Annotated in this window: 18 protein-coding genes; 4 read left to right on the top strand and 14 right to left on the bottom strand. The window is 71.0% G+C overall.

The features are described from left to right. Nucleotides 1-6: 6 nt before the first annotated feature. On the bottom strand, nt 7-552 hold the full coding sequence (locus ACFUJ1_RS14295) for a YdeI family protein (protein ID WP_378645611.1): 546 nt from the start codon (nt 550-552) through the stop codon (nt 7-9). Nucleotides 553-619: 67 nt separating this feature from the next. On the opposite strand from ACFUJ1_RS14295, the gene ACFUJ1_RS14290 reads away from it, so the two are divergent. Further along, nucleotides 620-1,471 carry a TIGR03619 family F420-dependent LLM class oxidoreductase gene (locus tag ACFUJ1_RS14290; RefSeq protein ID WP_378645609.1) on the top strand — a complete coding sequence of 284 codons (852 nt, stop codon included), beginning with the start codon at nt 620-622 and terminating at the stop codon, nt 1,469-1,471. Between the two features lie 4 nt (nt 1,472-1,475). Here the strand turns inward: ACFUJ1_RS14290 and hsaB are convergent, their stop codons facing one another. Genes hsaB through hsaA form a run of 4 tightly spaced genes read right to left on the bottom strand, consistent with a single transcriptional unit; the run spans nt 1,476 to nt 5,000 of the window. After that, nucleotides 1,476-2,045 (bottom strand): 3-hydroxy-9,10-secoandrosta-1,3,5(10)-triene-9,17-dione monooxygenase reductase subunit, encoded by a 570-nt coding sequence (hsaB, locus tag ACFUJ1_RS14285; RefSeq protein ID WP_378645608.1) that lies wholly within the window; start codon nt 2,043-2,045, stop codon nt 1,476-1,478. Then, on the bottom strand, nt 2,042-2,947 hold the full coding sequence (gene hsaC, locus ACFUJ1_RS14280; RefSeq protein ID WP_233015724.1) for an iron-dependent extradiol dioxygenase HsaC: 906 nt from the start codon (nt 2,945-2,947) through the stop codon (nt 2,042-2,044). Before hsaC ends, hsaB begins: the two co-directional genes overlap by 4 nt. Then, nucleotides 2,947-3,825, bottom strand: a complete 879-nt coding sequence (gene hsaD, locus ACFUJ1_RS14275) for a 4,5:9,10-diseco-3-hydroxy-5,9,17-trioxoandrosta-1(10),2-diene-4-oate hydrolase (protein ID WP_378645606.1) — start codon at nt 3,823-3,825, stop codon at nt 2,947-2,949. Before hsaD ends, hsaC begins: the two co-directional genes overlap by 1 nt. An 11-nt stretch (nt 3,826-3,836) precedes the next feature. Further along, nucleotides 3,837-5,000 (bottom strand): 3-hydroxy-9,10-secoandrosta-1,3,5(10)-triene-9,17-dione monooxygenase oxygenase subunit, encoded by a 1,164-nt coding sequence (gene hsaA / locus ACFUJ1_RS14270; protein WP_378645604.1) that lies wholly within the window; start codon nt 4,998-5,000, stop codon nt 3,837-3,839. 197 nt (nt 5,001-5,197) lie between these two features. Between hsaA and ACFUJ1_RS14265 the strand changes: the two genes are divergently transcribed. After that, nucleotides 5,198-6,394 (top strand): Rieske 2Fe-2S domain-containing protein, encoded by a 1,197-nt coding sequence (locus ACFUJ1_RS14265; protein WP_378645603.1) that lies wholly within the window; start codon nt 5,198-5,200, stop codon nt 6,392-6,394. Continuing rightward, on the top strand, nt 6,394-6,723 hold the full coding sequence (locus ACFUJ1_RS14260) for a hypothetical protein (RefSeq protein WP_378645601.1): 330 nt from the start codon (nt 6,394-6,396) through the stop codon (nt 6,721-6,723). Before ACFUJ1_RS14265 ends, ACFUJ1_RS14260 begins: the two co-directional genes overlap by 1 nt. A 73-nt stretch (nt 6,724-6,796) precedes the next feature. Here the strand turns inward: ACFUJ1_RS14260 and ACFUJ1_RS14255 are convergent, their stop codons facing one another. From ACFUJ1_RS14255 to ACFUJ1_RS14245, 3 genes are read right to left on the bottom strand one after another with little or no spacing between them, the layout of a single operon-like run. Beyond that, nucleotides 6,797-7,198 carry a cupin domain-containing protein gene (locus ACFUJ1_RS14255; protein WP_378645600.1) on the bottom strand — a complete coding sequence of 134 codons (402 nt, stop codon included), beginning with the start codon at nt 7,196-7,198 and terminating at the stop codon, nt 6,797-6,799. A gap of 9 nt (nt 7,199-7,207) precedes the next feature. Next, nucleotides 7,208-7,927 carry a DUF427 domain-containing protein gene (locus ACFUJ1_RS14250; RefSeq protein ID WP_378645598.1) on the bottom strand — a complete coding sequence of 240 codons (720 nt, stop codon included), beginning with the start codon at nt 7,925-7,927 and terminating at the stop codon, nt 7,208-7,210. A gap of 22 nt (nt 7,928-7,949) precedes the next feature. Beyond that, the gene (locus tag ACFUJ1_RS14245) at nt 7,950-8,549 is read right to left on the bottom strand and encodes a TetR/AcrR family transcriptional regulator (protein WP_378645597.1); all 600 of its coding nucleotides are present in this window, start codon (nt 8,547-8,549) and stop codon (nt 7,950-7,952) included. A gap of 83 nt (nt 8,550-8,632) precedes the next feature. Between ACFUJ1_RS14245 and ACFUJ1_RS14240 the strand changes: the two genes are divergently transcribed. Further along, entirely contained in the window at nt 8,633-9,523 is an 891-nt protein-coding gene (locus ACFUJ1_RS14240) for an alpha/beta fold hydrolase (protein ID WP_378645595.1), read from the top strand. A 6-nt stretch (nt 9,524-9,529) separates the two neighbouring features. Here ACFUJ1_RS14240 and ACFUJ1_RS14235 read toward each other — a convergent pair whose 3' ends face one another. From ACFUJ1_RS14235 to ACFUJ1_RS14210, 6 genes are all read right to left on the bottom strand, one after another. Then, nucleotides 9,530-10,747, bottom strand: a complete 1,218-nt coding sequence (locus ACFUJ1_RS14235) for an MFS transporter (RefSeq protein ID WP_378645594.1) — start codon at nt 10,745-10,747, stop codon at nt 9,530-9,532. 109 nt (nt 10,748-10,856) lie between these two features. Next, nucleotides 10,857-11,882, bottom strand: a complete 1,026-nt coding sequence (locus ACFUJ1_RS14230; protein WP_378645592.1) for an acyl-CoA dehydrogenase family protein — start codon at nt 11,880-11,882, stop codon at nt 10,857-10,859. Next, the gene (locus ACFUJ1_RS14225) at nt 11,879-12,865 is read right to left on the bottom strand and encodes an acyl-CoA dehydrogenase family protein (RefSeq protein ID WP_378645591.1); all 987 of its coding nucleotides are present in this window, start codon (nt 12,863-12,865) and stop codon (nt 11,879-11,881) included. The genes ACFUJ1_RS14230 and ACFUJ1_RS14225 overlap by 4 nt, the downstream gene beginning before the upstream one ends. Then, nucleotides 12,862-14,001, bottom strand: a complete 1,140-nt coding sequence (locus tag ACFUJ1_RS14220) for an acyl-CoA dehydrogenase family protein (protein WP_378645589.1) — start codon at nt 13,999-14,001, stop codon at nt 12,862-12,864. The genes ACFUJ1_RS14225 and ACFUJ1_RS14220 overlap by 4 nt, the downstream gene beginning before the upstream one ends. Then, nucleotides 14,001-14,876: an enoyl-CoA hydratase gene (locus ACFUJ1_RS14215; protein ID WP_378645587.1), complete on the bottom strand. Its 876-nt coding sequence runs from the start codon at nt 14,874-14,876 to the stop codon at nt 14,001-14,003. Before ACFUJ1_RS14215 ends, ACFUJ1_RS14220 begins: the two co-directional genes overlap by 1 nt. After that, on the bottom strand, nt 14,876-16,429 hold the full coding sequence (locus tag ACFUJ1_RS14210) for a FadD3 family acyl-CoA ligase (protein WP_378645586.1): 1,554 nt from the start codon (nt 16,427-16,429) through the stop codon (nt 14,876-14,878). The genes ACFUJ1_RS14215 and ACFUJ1_RS14210 overlap by 1 nt, the downstream gene beginning before the upstream one ends. Nucleotides 16,430-16,431: the final 2 nt, after the last annotated feature.

The following is a 16,431-nucleotide window of genomic DNA, read 5'->3' as shown; positions in this document are numbered from 1 at the left end:
AAGCGGTCAAGACCGTAATTCCGCGAGCACCTTCCGCACCTGAGTCGCCCGCCCGGCGTCGGTTCGCGCTTTGGTCACCCGCAATGAGAAGCCGTAGCGCGCACTGCGCCCCAGTGCGTCGAATCGCGCCCGGGCAGCCGGATCGGCGGCGAGCGCGGCGACCAGATCCGGATGCGTCGCACCACTTCGCTGCGGGGGATACGCCGCCGCCCAGCGCCCGTCCGCCCGCGCCGCCTCGATCGCCGCGTGCCCGGCGGCCCGCATCCTCCCGGCCGCGATCAACGCCTCCGCCTTCGCCACGTTCACCGCCGACCACGGGCTGCGCGCCCGGCGCGGCGAGTAGCGCTGCAAGTAGTGCTCGGCGTCGACCGCCCGCCGATGGCTGTCGATCCAGCCGACGCACAGCGCCCCGTCCAGCGCCTCGGTGAGCGTGACGCTCGTCCGCGCCGCCCCCTTCTTCGCGATCCGCACCCACACCTCGCCTGCCCGCTCGTGATTCGCCGCCAGCCAGCGGTCCCACTCGGCGGCGTCCGCGCACTCGATGATCTCCATGCATCTCATGATCCCGAGATAAGCGCTCATCCACTGAGCACTTTACTGACGAACTACCGTGGCGAGAATGAAGTTCTCGGTCAGTTACCCGACGCCGATACACGGCGCCGACCCGGACGCCCTGGTCACCTTCGCCCGGCACGTCGAGGCATGCGGTTTCGAGGGGTTGTACGTACCCGACCACGTCGCCCTGTACCCCGGCGCCCGCATCGGCGGCAGCGAGGTGCCGACCACCCTCCCCTTCCCGGACCCGCTCGAGATCCTGACCTTCGCCGCCGCACACACCGACCGCCTGCTCCTCGGCACCGGCGTCCTGCTGCTCCCGTACCGCCACCCGATCCTGCTTGCCAAGCGCCTCGCCACCCTCGACCTGCTCTCCAAGGGCAGGCTGCGGCTGCTGACCGTCGGCGTCGGTGGGCTGCCGGGCGAGGCGGCGGCGCTCGGCGTCGACTACGCGACCCGCGGCAGGCGCGCCGACGAAGCGCTCGACGTGCTGCGCCTGCTCTGGTCCGGCGGTCCCGACGGCGTCGAATTCCACGGTGAGTTCTTCGATTTCGCCGAGGTGTGCGTCTATCCCAAGCCGTCCACAGCGGAGTTCCCCCTCCACATCGGCGGCTCCAGCCCGGCCGCCGCCCGCCGCGCGGGCCGCCGCGGGAACGGCTACTTCGCCGGCGGCACCCGCACCCCCGACGAACGCGCCCGCCAGATCACCCTCGCCCGCGCCGAAGCCACCGCCGCCGGCCGCGATCCCGCGCGCCTCGAATACACCCGCTGGGGCTCCACCGCCCTCACCCCCGACGACATAGCCGCACTGACGGCGGAAGGCGTCGACCGCATAGTGGTCAACGCCTCCCTGAACCCGCTCGACGCCCAGCTCGACGAACTCTCCGCCTTCGCCGAGCTGATCCGCGATATCTAAAAGCTCACAACCACGTATCCAACGTCGTAGTGGTGAGGAAGTGCTCGAGATCCGCGCGCCAGGGCGCGGGCACCGTCTTGTCCGGCTCGATAGCGCTGTACTGCCCCCGGTAGAACAGCAACGGCCGCCCCGACTCACCCACCTCGGCGAGCGAGAGCACCCGCCCGATGACGATCCAGTGATCCCCACCGTCGACCACCCGATCCACCGAGCACTCGATGGTCGCGAGCGCATCGTCCAGGACGGGCAGCTCCAGGGAAGAACGGTGCCATGCGGCCCCCGCGAACTTGTCCGGTTCACGGGAGCCGAAGCGGGCGCAGAGCTCCCGCTGCTCCTCGGCGAGCACGTTCACCGCGAACCGCCCGCGCTCCTCGATCGCCGCCCACGAACGGGACGACTTGCCCGGGCAGAACAGGACGAGCGGCGGGTCGAGGGAGAGCGCGGCGAAGGACTGGCAGGCGAAGCCGATCGGGGCCTCGTCCGCACCGAAGGTGGTGATCACGGTGATGCCGGTGCAGAACTGCCCGAGGACGTTCCGGAACGCCCTGCCGTCGATCTCCGGATACTCGCTCATTGCTCGCGGAATCCGACGGTGAAGTCGTGCCCCCACAGGCTGACGGCGGTGGATTCCCGCGCGATCCAGTCGGTGTCCTCGACTTCCAGCCCCTCGCAGCCGAATTCGATGTCGAAGCCGCCGGGTGTCTTCATGTAGAAGGACAGCATCTTGTCGTTGACGTGCCGCCCGAGCGTGGCCGACATCTTGACCTTCTTGCGCAGCGCGCGGTCGAGCGCGAGCCCGACGTCGTCGGCGTTCTCCACCTCGAGCATGAGGTGCACGATGCCGCTCGGGGTCGGCTGCGGCAGGAAGGCGAGCGAGTGGTGCCTTGGGTTGCAGCCGAGGAAGCGCAGCCAGGCGGGTTCGCCGTCGGCGGGGCGGCCGACCATCTGCGGGGGGAGCCGCATGGAGTCGCGCAGCCGGAAGCCGAGGACGTCGCGGTAGAACTCCAGCGCCGCCTTGTCGTCGGAGGTGCTGAGCACGACGTGCCCGAGCCCCTGCTCCTCGGTGACGAAGCGGTGCCCGTACGGGCTGGCCAGCCTGCGGTGCTCCAGCGCGACCCCGTGGAACGCCTCGAGCACGCTGCCGCTCGGGTCCTCGAACCGGATCAGCTCGTAGACCTTGCGGTCGGCCAGTTCGGCCGCGGTGCCCTCCTTGTAGGGCACGCCCGCGGCGTCCAGCCGGGCGCGGATGTCCTGCAGCTCCTCGGCGTTCGCGGTCTCCCAGCCGGAGACCTGCAGCCGGTCCTGCTCGCCGGGCACGATCACCAGGCGGGCCGGGAATTCGTCCATGCGCAGGTAGAGCGAGTTCGGGTCGGTGCCCTTCCCCTCCACCATGCCGAGCACCTTGAGCCCGTACTCGCGCCAGGCGGCGACGTCGGTGGCCTCGATGCGGAGGTAGCCGAGGGAGCGGATGCCCATCACTTCTCCTTCACGCCGGCCAGGAAGTCGATCGCCAGCCGGTTGAACTCGTGGAACTTCTCCAGCTGCGCCCAGTGCCCGCAGCCGCCGAACACGTGCAGCTGCGCCCGCGGAATGGACTTCAACGCGACCAGCGCCCCGTCCAGCGGGTTCACCCGGTCCTCGCGGCCCCAGATCAGCAGCACCGGCTGGCGCAGCGTGTAGGCGTCGCGCCAGAGCATGCCCTTCTCGAAGTCCGCGCCGGCGAAGGACTTGCCCATCGCCCGGGTGGCGGCCAGCGACTCCGGCTCGCTCGCCGAGGCGAAGCGCTCCTCGATCAGCTCCGGGGTGATCAGCTTCTGGTCGAAGACCATGATCCGGAGGAACGCCTCAAGGTTTTCCCTGGTGGGCTGGTAGTTGAACTTGCCGAGCAGCTTGACGCCCTCGGTGGGGTCGGCGGCGAAGAGGTTGGTGCTCAGCCCGCCGGGGCCCATCAGGATGAGCTTGCCCGCGCGCTCGGGGTAGTCCAGCGCGAACCGCACCGCGGCGCCGCCGCCGAGCGAGTTGCCGAGCAGGTGCACCCGGTCGGAGATGCCGAGGTGGTCGAGCAGGTCCTTCAGCGCGGCCGAGCTGTGCACGAAGTACTGCGGGTGCTCGGTCGGCTTGTCGGACTTGCCGAAGCCGGGCTGGTCCACCGCCAGCACGTGGAACTCGCGCGCCAGCACCGGGATGTTGCGCGCGAAGTTGGACCACGAGGAGGCGCCGGGGCCGCCGCCGTGCAGCAGCACGATGGTCGGGCCGTTGCCGACCCCCGCCTCGTGGTAATGCAGTTTCAGGTCCGGCCGCACCTGCGCGTACCGGGAGGTGGACTCGTAGGTGAGTTCCGCCGTCGAGGTCACGTGTTCTCCCCCTACACCATGGCGTCGTTGATCGGCAGCCCGAACTCGTGCGTGCCGAACATCTGGTACGCGCGCTCCGGATCGTTCGCCGCGTGCACCCGGCCCGCGTGCGCGTCGCGCCAGAAGCGCTGCAGCGGCGTTCCGTTGGACAGCGCGGTGGCGCCCGCGCTCTCGAAGAGCCGGTCGATCGAGGCGACGGCGCGGCCGGTGGCGCGCACCTGGTCGCGGCGGGCCCTGACCCGCAGGTCGAACGGGATCTCCCCGCCCGCCTTCAGGATCGCGTACTCGTCGGCGACATTGCCGGAGAGCTGGCGCCAGGCGGCGTCGATGTCGCTGGCCGCCTCGGCGACCCGCACCTTGGCGAACGGATCCTCCTTGGCCTTCTCGCCCGCGTAGGCGGCGCGCACCCGCTTGCCCTGGTGCTCGATGTGCGCCTCGTAGGCGCCGTAGGCCATGCCGACGATCGGCGCGGAGATGGTGGTGGGGTGCACGGTGCCCCACGGCATCCGGTAGACCGGGTCGGTGTTCTGCTCCAGGCCGGGCGCGGTCAGCTCGCTCATCGCGCGGAAGCTGAGGAAGCGGTGCCGCGGCACGAAGACGTCCTCGACCACGACGGTGTTGGAGCCGGTGCCGCGCAGCCCGACCACGTTCCAGACGTCGTCGATGCGGTAGTCGTCGCGCGGGATCAGGAAGGAGCCGAAATCGACCGGTTTGCCGTCCTTGATCACCGGGCCGCCGAGCACCGCCCAGCTGGCATGGTCCGAGCCGGACGACCAGGCCCAGCTGCCGCGCACGATGTAGCCGCCGTCGGTGACGGTGCCGACACCCATCGGCGCGTACGAGGAGGAGATCCTGACCTCGGTGTCCTCGCCCCAGACGTCCTCCTGCGCCCGCTGGTCGAAGAGCGCCAGGTGCCAGTTGTGCACGCCGATGATGCCCGACACCCAGCCGGTGGAGCCGCACGCGCTGGCGATCTTGCGCACGGTGTCGTAGAAGACGACCGGGTCGGCTGCGTGGCCGCCCCACTGCGTCGGCTGTAGCAGCCGGAAGAAGCCGGTCTCCTGCAGCGCCTTCACGGACTCGTCCGGAATGCGGCGCAGATCCTCGGCCTCCTGCGCGCGCTCGCGCAGCGTCGGCAACAGTGCTTCGACCCGTTCGGTCACTTCCTGCGTCATGTCCGGACCTGCTCCTGCCTGGTCGATCGGTAACCGGTACTCATCACCCCTGAGACTAGAACAGGTTCTTATTTATGTCGAGAACAGAACGCGGGTGCTGGTCGCCGCTGGGCGAATGCGGGAGACCTGGGCCGACGCTGGCGCTGCGGCCCACAGTTTTGTAACGTGTTCTAGTAGTGAAGGAGGAGGATTCGCGAATGGCAGACACCTCAACCCGCGGCGGTAAGGTGCGGGAGCTCGACGTCGGCACGGTTCCGACCCGCTACGCGCGGGGCTGGCACTGCCTCGGGCTGGCGAAGAACTTCCGCGACGGCAAGCCGCACGCGGTCCACGTCTTCGGTACCAAGCTCGTGATCTGGGCGGACGGCAACGACGAGCTCCGCGTGCTCGACGCCTACTGCAGGCACATGGGCGGCGACCTGAGCATGGGCGAGGTCAAGGGCGACGACATCGCCTGCCCGTTCCACGACTGGCGCTGGTCAGGGACCACGGGCAAGTGCACCGAGATCCCGTACGCGCGGCGCGTGCCGCCGCTGGCCAGGACCAGGAAGTGGACCACCCTGGAGCGCAACGGCCAGCTCTTCGTCTGGCACGACCACGAGGGCAGCACGCCGCCCGACGAGGTCACCATCCCGCACATCGTCGGCCCCTACACCGACGCGGACGGCAACACCACCGAGCAACTGGACAGCGGCTGGACCGACTGGACCTGGAACTCGATGCTGATCGAGGGCGCCAACTGCCGCGAGATCATCGACAACGTCGTGGACATGGCGCACTTCTACTACATCCACTACGCCTTCCCGACCTACTTCAAGAACGTCTTCGAGGGGCACATCGCCACCCAGTTCCTGGAGACCAAGGGCAGGCCGGACATCGGGATGGCGTCGAAGTACGGCGGCGACACGCTGCTCAAGTCCGAGGCGTCGTACTTCGGCCCCTCGTACATGATCAATCCGCTGGTCAACATCTACAGCGGGTACGAGGTCAAGAGCGTCCTGATCAACTGCCACTACCCGGTGTCGCAGGATTCCTTCATGCTCCAGTGGGGGATCACCCTGCAGAAGCCGGAGGGGGTCGAGGGCGCGACGGCGGACAAGCTGGCGGCCAAGATGAGCGAGGGCATCAGCGTCGGCTTCCTGCAGGACGTGGAGATCTGGAAGCACAAGTCCAAGGTCGAGAACCCGCTGCTCTGCGAGGAGGACGGGCCGGTCTACCAGCTGCGCCGCTGGTACGACCAGTTCTACGTGGACCTCGCCGAGGTCACCGAGAAGATGACCCAGCGCTACGAGTTCGAGGTGGACACCACCAAGGCGAACGAGTTCTGGGAGGCCGAGGTGGCGGAGAACCTGCGCCGCCAGCAGGAGCCTGGGCCGCAGGAGGCGAGCGTCTGATGGCCGCCACCTGGGCCAAGGCTCCCGATTTCGCGGACCGGCCGGAGCGGCAGGCCGAGGTGCGGGCCCAGACGGTGGCGGACAAGCGGCGCTATCTCGAGGACGGCCTGACCCCGCTGCGGTGTCAGGCCTGCGGCACCGAGGTCCGGGTGCGCAAGGCCAGTGCGCGGCAGACCTCGATCGAGTGGACCGAGCCGCCGCAGGAGCGGTGCCCGGTCTTCGCGCGGTTGAGCGCGGGCGGGTACGGGCCCGGGCGGCCGGAGGGGTGCGAGAGTCTCGCCAAGACGATCCGGTGGGCTGTCGAGGAGGGCGTGCTCGAGGTGGAGTGAGGGTAGATCCGGCCGGGAGTCTCGCCGCGGCGTGCTCGATGTGCCATGACGGCCGGCTCGACGTGCGTAGCGGTCAATCGAGCCGGAAGTCGTCGAAATCGAAGCCGGGGGAGACCACGCAGGCGACCAGCACGTGCTGGTCGCCTGCGGGCTTCGCCGCCTGACTCACCCCACCGGGAACCACCACCTGTAGCTGCTGCCCGGCCGCGTGATCCGGGCCGAGGGCCACCTCGGTGCCGCCGATCTCCAGCGTCAGCGCGCCCCCGCCCTGCCAGAACCACAGCTCGTCCGAGCGCACGGTGTGCGGCGCCGAGCGCTCGCCCGGCATGAGCAGGAACAGGATGGCGGTCGCCGCGGCGCGGTCGCCGTCGTACCCGTCGGGGGTGAAACGCACCGGGCTGCGGTAGGTTTCGCGGAACCAGCCACCCTCGGGGTGCGGGTCCAGATCGAGCGTTTCGGCCAGGGGCGGGCGCATGGATTCCTCTCAGGAGAACGGGGTCTGCGGCCGATCCTGCCGGACGCCGTCGATGACGATGTCCACTTTCTCGTTGTAGAAGCACAGCAGCCCGGCGACCTTCTGACTCTCCGGCAGCGGCGTGCGGTAGCCCCAGACGATGTCGCGGTGCTCGGTGCCGTCCACCGTGACCGTCCAGTAGTCGGCGGTGCCCTTGTACGGGCAGCTGGTGTGCGTGGCGCTCGGGGTGAGCAGCTCCAGCCGGACGTCGGCGAACGGCAGGTAGTACCGCGGCGGCAGCGAGGTCTCGAAGAGGATGCGCGGCGAACGGGATTCGGCGAGCAGGGTGCCGTCGAGCTCGATCCGCACGTGCTTGGAGCTGGCCAGCACATCCACCCGCTTGTACGGGTCGCGCGGGTGCACGTAGACCGGCTCGTCCTCCTCCAGCCACTCGTCCATCGCCGCCCACTCCAGCCGGACGTGATCCGGGACCGCGGTCCAGCGCAGTGCGGAGCCGGGCGCACGCACGCCGTCGAGCAGCACGTCGTACCTGGTGCCGGTGCCGAGCAGCTCGTGCGTCTCGGTCGCGCCGGTGCGGACCAGTTCGGCCGCCACGTCGGCGAGCGGGAGGTAATAGGCGGGGTAGTGCGGGATCTCCCAGACCAGCAGCGCTGCGTCGGTGTCCGCGACCTGGCGGCCGGCCAGGTAGGTGCGCACGCGTTTGGGGCTCGGCTCGGAGCGGAGGCTCATGGGGCCGACGGTACTCCGGGGGTCAGGGCGGGAGGAGCCGGTCGAGCAGGCGGTCGAGCAGTGATTCGGCGTGCTCGGGGGTGGCGAAGCCGCTCAGCATGCCCTGGGCGAGCCCGCCGACCGCGGCGACCAGGAGCTCGGCGTCCAGCGTGATCGTCTCCATCCGCGCATCGGTGCCCTTGCGCAGCCGCGCCAGCTGCTGGGCGGCGGCGTCCACCATGTAGCGGGCGGGACCGTTGCCGATGGTGTTCTCGACCTCGGCGCGGCCGAGCTGGGCGGCCTGGAAGGCGCCGAGGATCAGTACCTCGTCGCGGCGGGTGTCGTCCAGCGGGAGCAGCTCGGCGAAGGTGGTGCGCAGGATGTCGCGCGGGGTCGCGTCCGGGCCGAGCGCGGTGAGCCCGGCGCCGAGCCGTGCCCCGGCATCCACCACGACCGCCTGGTGGGTGGCGATCAGGAACTCGCGCTTGGTGCCGAAGTAGTACTGCACCAGCCGCACCGAGATCCCGGCCTCGGCCGCGACGGACTGGAAGGTGGCCGCGGTCAGCCCGTCCCGCGCGATCACCCGGCGGGTGGCGTCGGTGATCTGCTTCCGCCGCTGTTCGTGGTCCGCGAGCCGAGGCATTCGTCCACCTTTCCCCGGAAGGCATACGGTACGGCGAGGCAGCCGATATGATACGACGGTACCACCATGTGTGAGGAGCGGTGATGGCTATCAGAGCGGGGCACTTCGGCAGCGCGAAGGCGCGGGAGAAGTTCGTCGCCGCCTACGGGGCCGCCGAAGCACTGTATCCGATCCCGTGGCGCGATCTCGAGGTGCCGACCTCGTACGGCACCACCTACGTCCGGAGCTCCGGAAACGGGGTCGGCACACCCTTGGTGCTGATCCACGGTTTCCAGGGCAACAGCCTCATGTGGAGCCCGGTGATCGAGCGGCTCGCTCGCCGCCGCACCGTCTATATGCCGGACATCATCGGCACCCCCGGCCGGAGCGTGCAGACCGAGCCGATCGTGCACGGCGCCGAGATGGCGCGCTGGCTCGGCGAGGTGCTCACCGGGCTCGAGCTGCCGCGTGCGCACCTCGTCGCCTTCTCGCACGGCGGCAGGCTGGCCGGGATGCTCGCCGGGCAGAGCTCCATTCCCGCCAGCCTCACCCTGATCGAACCCGGATCGGTGCTGGTCCCGGTGCGCACCGTGCTGCTGGCCCGCATGGTGCTGGCAGGCATCCGGCCGACATCGGGTCGCACCCGCAGGCTGCTCGCCAAGCTGCAGCCCGGTGTCCCGACCACCCCCGAGGACACCGAGCTCGCCACCGCCGCGATCCGCTTCCGCATGTCGCTGCCGTACGCCCGGGTCCTGGCCGATGCGGATCTCACCGCCATCGCCACCCCCACCCTCGTCCTCTGCGGCGGCGGCACCGTCCTCTACGACCCCGCCGCCGCCGTCACCCGCGCCCGCGCGTTGATCCCGAACGTCGAGACCGAGGTCTTTCCCGAGGTGTCGCACGGCCTGCTCGCCGAAGTCCCGCGCAGCGCCGCCACCCGCCTCCTCCAGTTCACCGCCCTGCACGACCTGCGGGTTCCGCGCGCGACGGCGTAGCGGCGGTCAGTCGCCGACGGTGATGGCCTGGGCCTCAGCCACACTGCGCGGCGCCGGTTCGTGCTCGTCGATGTGCGCGAGCGCGGCGCGCCCGGCGTACAGGACGCCGACGGCGGCGGCGGTGAGGGCGGCGCCGAGCCAGAAGGGGAGCGCGGTGTTGTGCTCGCCGAGCTTGCCCGCCAGGTAGGGGGCGGCGGCGCCGCCGGCGAAGCGGACGAAGCTGTAGGCGGCCGACGCGGTGGAGCGCTCGACGGGGGCGGAGATCATGACGGCCTCGGTGATGAGGGTGTTGTTCACGCCGAGGAAGAGCCCGGCGAGCACGGTGCCCGCGACGAGGACCGGCTTGGAGTCGGCGAAGAGCGCCATGACGGCGAGGTCGGCGGCGAAGAGGCCGATGGCGGCGCACATCATCGGCAGGGTGCCGTAGCGGCGCTGTAGCCGGGGAGCGAGGAAGACCGAGGAGACGGCGAGCAGGATGCCCCAGCCGCAGAAGATGAAGCCGATCGCGTAGGTCCCCATGTCCAGCGGGAACGGGGTGTAGGCGAGCAGCGTGAAGAAGCCGAAGTTGTAGAGCAGCGCGGTCAGGCTGACGACCAGCAGGCCGCGGTGGCGCAGCGCGCGGAAGGGAGCGGTGATCGAGGTGCGGTGCTCGGGCTTCGGGCTCTCCGGCAGCAGGACCAGGATGGCGACGAAGGCGACGGCCATCAGCACCGAGACGCCGAAGAACGGCCCGCGCCAGCTGATTCCGCCGAGCACCCCGCCGACCAGCGGCCCGGTGGCGATGCCGATCCCGAGCGCGGCTTCGTACAGGATGATCGCCCGCGCGACCCCGCCGCTGGCCGCGCCGACGATGGTGGCGAGCGCGGTCGCGATGAAGAGCGCGTTGCCGAGCCCCCAGCCCGCCCGGAACCCGACGATCTGCGCCACGCTGCCCGACATCCCGGCCAGCGCCGCGAAGACCACGATCACCGCGAGCCCGGCCAGCAGCGTGCGCTTGGCCCCGAACCGGCTGGAGACCACGCCGGTGACCAGCATGGCGACCCCGGTGACCAGCATGTAGCTGGTGAACAGCAGCGACACCTGGGACGGCGAGGCGTGCAGCTGCTCGCCGATCGGCTTGAGGATGGGATCGACCAGGCCGATGCCCATGAAGGCGATCACGCTGGCGAAGGCGACGGCATAGACCGCCCTCGGCTGCCTGGTGCGTTCGGGAGTGCTGCTCATCGGGAGACCTCATCGCGTGTCGACGGCTGATCGCGGCGCCGTGCTCACGCGGCAGGCCGCACACAGATAATTGTTACATAAGCTAATTATCTGTGTGCGGTGAGGTCGCTCACCCGGTGCGGGCCGGGCGCCGCGCGGTGCCGAAGAGCTGTGCGTCGGCGTGCGCGCGCTTGAAGAACAGGTGCGCGTCGTGCTCCCAGGTGATGGCGATGCCGCCGTGCAGCTGGATGGCCTCGGCCGCCACCGTGGAGAAGGCGGCGGTGCTGTGCGTGCGCGCCACCCAGACGTCCTCCGCGGCGCTCTCCGACCCTGCCACCAGCGCGGCAACGGCCGCCTGGACGGTGGATTCGGCCGACTCGACCAGCACGTAGAGGTCGGCCATCCGGTGCTTGAGCGCCTGGAAACTGCCGATCGGGCGGCCGAACTGCACCCGCGACTTCGAGTACTCGACGGTGCTCTCCAGGCAGCGCGTCGCCGCGCCGACCTGTTCGGCGGCGAGCGCGGTCCAGGCGATCTCGCGCAGCCGGACCGGGTCGGCATCGCCGATCCGGCGGCCGGTGACCCCGGCGAACTCGACCTCGCTCACCCGGCGGGTCGGGTCCATGGTGGCGATGGTCCGGACGGCGCTCGGCTCGGCCTCGTACAGCCCGGATTCGGTGAGCACCAGGTGGGTGGTCGCGCCCGCGGCGTCGAGGACGTAGTGCGCGGTGCCGTGCAGGACGTCGCCGTCGGCGCGGACGCCCGGCGAGTCCCAGCCGCGGGCATCGGCCCAGCTGACGGCCAGCGTGCGGGTGCCGTCGGCGACCTCGGGGAGCAGCCGCTCGCAGGTGTCGGCGTCGCCTGCCAGCAGCAGCGCCTGCACGCCGAGCACGGCGGAGCCGAGCATCGGCACCCCGGCCAGGGTGCGGCCGAGTTCGCCGACGACAAGCAGGGATTCGGTGAGCCCCGCACCGGCCCCGCCGTACTCCTCGGGGACGGCGAGCGCGGCGACGCCGATCTGCTCGCAGAGCAGGCGCCAGAGCTTCTCGTCGTAGCCGAGGTCGGTCGCCAGCGCGGCGCGCACCGCGGCGGAATCGGCGTGCCTGGTGAGCAGCGCGCGTACCGACGCGCGGAAATCCTGCAGCTCGTCGCTCACGCGGTGCCTCGCAGGGCGTCGGCGATCCGCGAGCGGTGGAAATCCGCCGTGCCCCATGCGCTCTGCAGCGCCCGGACCCGGGTGATCCAGAGCGAGAGGTCGTACTCGGCGGTGTAGCCGATGGCGCCGTGCACCTGCAGTGCCACCCGCGACGCACGGTAGGCGGCGTCCGCGCTGGTGAGCAGCGCCGCCGAGACGTCGCGCGCGCGAGTCGGCCCGGCGGTGGTGAGCGCGGCGCGCAGCACCAGCGGTTCGGCCAGATCGAGCGCGATGAGCACATCCGCGAGCTGCTGCTTGACCGCCTGGAAACTGCCGATCGGCGCGCCGAACTGCTTGCGCTGCTTGGCGTACTCGGTGGTGGCGTTGAGCAGGGCCTTGCCCGCGCCGAGCAGCAGCGCGGCGGCCGCGAGCGCGCCGTGGTCGAAGCCCGCGGCGATGGCGGTGCGCACCTCATCGCCCTCGGCCAGCACCTCGCCGGGCTGCACCCGGAAGAGCCTGCGCGCGGGGTCGACCGAGCGCACCGCCTCGCCGACGGTGGCGCGGCTCAGCCGCGGTCCGTCGGCGATGAGCACGGTGCCCGCGGTGTCGGCGTCGAGCGCGAGCGGCTCGCCGAAGGCGATGGTGCCGAGCGCGCCCTCCGCGAGCCCGGGCAGGATCTCGCCCGCTGCGGTCGAATCCGGCAGCGCCTGGAGCAGCGCGGGAATGGCGGCGGCCGTCTCCACCAGCGGTCCGGGCGCGGCGGCCCGGCCGATCTCCTGGAAGGCGACGAGCAGGTCGACCGGCTCGGCGCCGAGCCCGCCGTGCTCCTCGGTGATCGCGAGGCCGAGCACGCCCGCGTCGGCCAGACCGCGCACCAGCGCGAGCCCGGGCCCGGTGTCGCCCGCGGCCCAACTCCGGACGGCGGCCGGGGTGCGGCCCGCCTCGAGGAGTTTGCGCACGCTGGCCCCGAAATCGGTCTGCTCCGGGCTGAGCGCGAATCTCATCGGCTCCCTCTCGGTAGTCCGAGCAGCCGCTCGGCGATGATGTTGCGCTGGATCTCGTTGGTGCCCGCGTAGATCGGGCCGGAGATGGCGAAGAGGTAGCCGTCGGTCCACGGCCCCGCCTGCTCGGCGGCGTCGCCGAGGACGTCGAGCGCGGTCTCGTGCATGGCCACGTCCAGCTCGGACCAGAACACCTTGGTGATCGAGGACTCGGCCCCGAGCTTGCCGCCGTCGGCCAGCCTGGTCACCGTGCCGAAGGTGTGCAGCCGGTACGCCTCTGCCCCGATCCAGGCGTCGACGACGGCGTCGCGCTGCGCGGTGTTCGCCCGGTCGCCCGCGGTGCGCCACAGTTCGAGCAGCCGCTCGGCGGTCGCGGTGAACCGGCCGGGGCTGCGCAGCGAGAGCCCGCGCTCGTTGCTCGAGGTGCTCATGGCGATCCGCCAGCCCTCGTGCGGTGGGCCGATCACGTCGGCGTCCGGGACGAAGACCTCGTCCAGGAAGATCTCCGCGAACCCGGCCTCGCCGTCCAGCTGCGGGATCGGCCGCACCGAGACGCCGTCGGCGTCCAGCGGGAACATGACGTAGGTCAGTCCGCGGTGCCGCTCGGCCGCCGGGTCGCTGCGGAAGAGCCCGAAGGCGCGGTCGGCGAAGGAGGCGCGGGAGCTCCAGGTCTTCTGCCCGCTGAGCAGCCAGCCGCCCTCGGTGCGCTTGGCGGTCGAGCGGATGCCTGCCAGGTCGCTGCCTGCCTCCGGCTCGGACCAGGCCTGGGCCCAGATGTCGTCGCCGCGGGCCATCCGGGGCAGGATGCGGTCGAGCTGCTCGGGGGTGCCGTGCTCGAAGAGCGTCGGGGCCAGCAGGAAGATGCCGTTCTGGGCGACCCGGCCCGGGGCGCCCGCGGCGTAGTACTCCTGCTCGAAGAGGACCCACTCCAGGAGTGAGGCGTCGCGGCCGCCGTGCTCGTGCGGCCAGGAGACCACGGAGAAGCGGGCGTCGGCGAGGGTGTGCTCCCACTCGCGGTGCGCCTCGAAGCCCTCGGCGGTGTCCATCGATGGGAGCGGGGTGCGCGGCGCGGACTCCGCGAGGAAGTCCTTGACCTCCTGCTGGAAGGCGCGCGCGGATTCGTCGAGATCCAGATCCATCAGGATTTCCCGTTCTCGGTCGCGTTGTCGCGCATGGAGCGGGCGTTCATGCCGCCGAGCGAATCCGCCCCGACCTCGGCATTGTGCGCGTGCGCGAAGTGGTGCAGCCCGAAGACCGAGTCCATGCCGGTGCGCATGCCCATCAGATCCTCGGCCTGGTTCACCGCCTTCTTGGTGAGCGCCAACCCGAACTGCGGCATCTGCGCGATCTTCTCGGCCAGCGCGGTCACCTCCGCCTCCAGCTCGGCGCGCGGAACCACCCGGTTCACCATGCCCCACTCCTTGGCCTGCGCCGCGCCGAAGCGGTCGCCGGTGAAGAGGAACTCCTTGGCGGCGCGCGGGCCGATCATCCACGGGTGCGCGAAGTACTCGACACCCGGAATGCCCATGCGCACCACCGGATCGGAGAAGAACGCGTCGTCCGAGGCGACGATGAGGTCGCAGACCCAGGCCAGCATGAGCCCGCCCGCGATGCAGGCGCCCTGCACCTGCGCGATCATCGGCTTGGGGATCTCCCGCCAGCGCCTGCACATGCCGAGGTAGACCTCGGACTCGCGGGCGAAGCGCTGGTCACCGCCCGCGCGGTCGACGTGGTCCCACCAGAGCACGGCCTTGTTGTCGTAGTGCACGTGGTGGTCCCGGCCGGGGGTGCCGATGTCGTGCCCGGCGCTGAAGTGCTTGCCGTTGCCCGCCAGCACGATCACCGTGACCTCGGCGTCCTCGACCGCGCGCTGGAAGGCGGCGTCGAGCGCGTAGGTCATCACCGAGTTCTGCGCGTTGCGGTAGTCCGGCCGGTTCATCGTGACGACCGCGATCGGGCCGCGCCGCTCGTAGGTGACCACCTCGCCCTCGTCGGGTACACCCTCAGCGGACATCAGGAAATCTCCTCACGTAGACGACGTTTCAGCACCTTGCCTGCGGCGCTGTAGGGCAGCTGGTCGCGGAACTCGACGAAGCGCGGCACCTTGAAGTTGGCCAGCGTGCCGGTGGCGTGCGAGAGCACCTGCTCCTCGGTGAGCCGCGCACCGGCCTTGCGCACCACGTACGCCTTGCCGACCTCGCCCATCCGCGGGTCCGGCACGCCGACCACCGCGGACTCCGCGACCCCGTCCAGCCGGGCCAGCACCTGCTCGACCTCGGCCGGGTAGACGTTGAAGCCGCCGCAGATGTACATGTCCTTGAGCCGGTCGGTGATCTTCAGGTAGCCGCGCTCGTCCACCACCCCGATGTCGCCGGTGTGCAGCCAGCCGTCGGCGTCGATCGCCTCGGCGGTGGCGTCCGGGTCGTCCAGGTAGCCGAGCATCACGTTCGGGCCGCGCAGCAGCACCTCGCCGGAGTCGGCGAGCCGCAGTTCGAAGCCGGCGATCGGGCGGCCGCAGGTGCCGGAGATGGTGGCCGGGTCGTCGTCCGGGCGGCACATGGTGCCGAACCCCGCCGCCTCGGAGAGGCCGTAGGCGGTGAGCACCACCTCGAAGGCCAGCTCGTCGCGCATCCGCTCGATGAGCACCACCGGGACGGTGGCCGCGCCGGTCACCGCGACCCGCAGCGTGCTCAGGTCGAACCGCGCGCGGTCCGGGAAGTCCAGGATGGTCTGGTAGATGGTCGGCGGGCCCGGGAGTACCGAGATCTTCTCGTCGCTGACCAGCCGCATCGCCTCCGGCACGTCGAACACGGCCTGCGGCACGATGGTCGCGCCGGTCAGCACGCAGGCGAGGATGCCCGCTTTATAGCCGAAGTTGTGGAAGAACGGGCTGATGATCAGGTAGTTGTCGTCCCGGCGCAGGGTCGCGCACTCGACCCAGCCGCGCACCACGTCGAGCGCCTGCCGGTGCGCCACCAGCGTGCCCTTGCTGCGGCCGGTGGTGCCGGAGGTGAAGAGGATGTCGGCGATGTCGTCCGGGGTGACGGCGTCGGCGCGGGCCTCGACCTCCGCGTGCGGGGTCTGCTCCGCGAGCTCGGTGAGGTCGTCCCAGTGCAGCGCTCGGGCGGTCGAGCGCGGTGCGTCGGCGTCGACCGGGATCACCACGATCGAGGGAATCTCGAGCTGCGGCGCCTCCGCGCGCAGCTCGGCCAGCCGGTCCCGGCCGAGGAACGGCCCGGCGACGAAGAGCGCGGCCGCGTGCACCCGTTCCAGCACGTCCGCCGCCTCGGCCGCGACGTACCTCGTGTTCAGCGGGACCAGGGCGGCACCCGCGTACTGCGCGCCGAGCGCGGCCGCCACCCAGTGGTGGGTGTTCGGCGCCCACATGGCGACCCGGTCACCGGGCCGGACCCCGCGGGCGATCAGCGCGCCGGCCACCCGGCGCACGTCGGCGAGCAGGTCGTCCCAGTCGAGCCGCACCGAGCCGTCGGCGATGGCGGGGGCGGCGCCGAAGTCGGCCGCGGCCGCCCTGAGCGCCGCCGGAATGGTCCGAGCAGGGGTGCTCACGA

Source organism: Nocardia sp. NPDC057227 (assembly GCF_042669725.1).
Taxonomy (GTDB): Bacteria; Actinomycetota; Actinomycetes; order Mycobacteriales; family Mycobacteriaceae; genus Nocardia; species Nocardia asteroides_A.
Note: the sequence above shows the minus strand (reverse complement) of the source record. Positions and strands in the feature narration are given on the sequence as shown.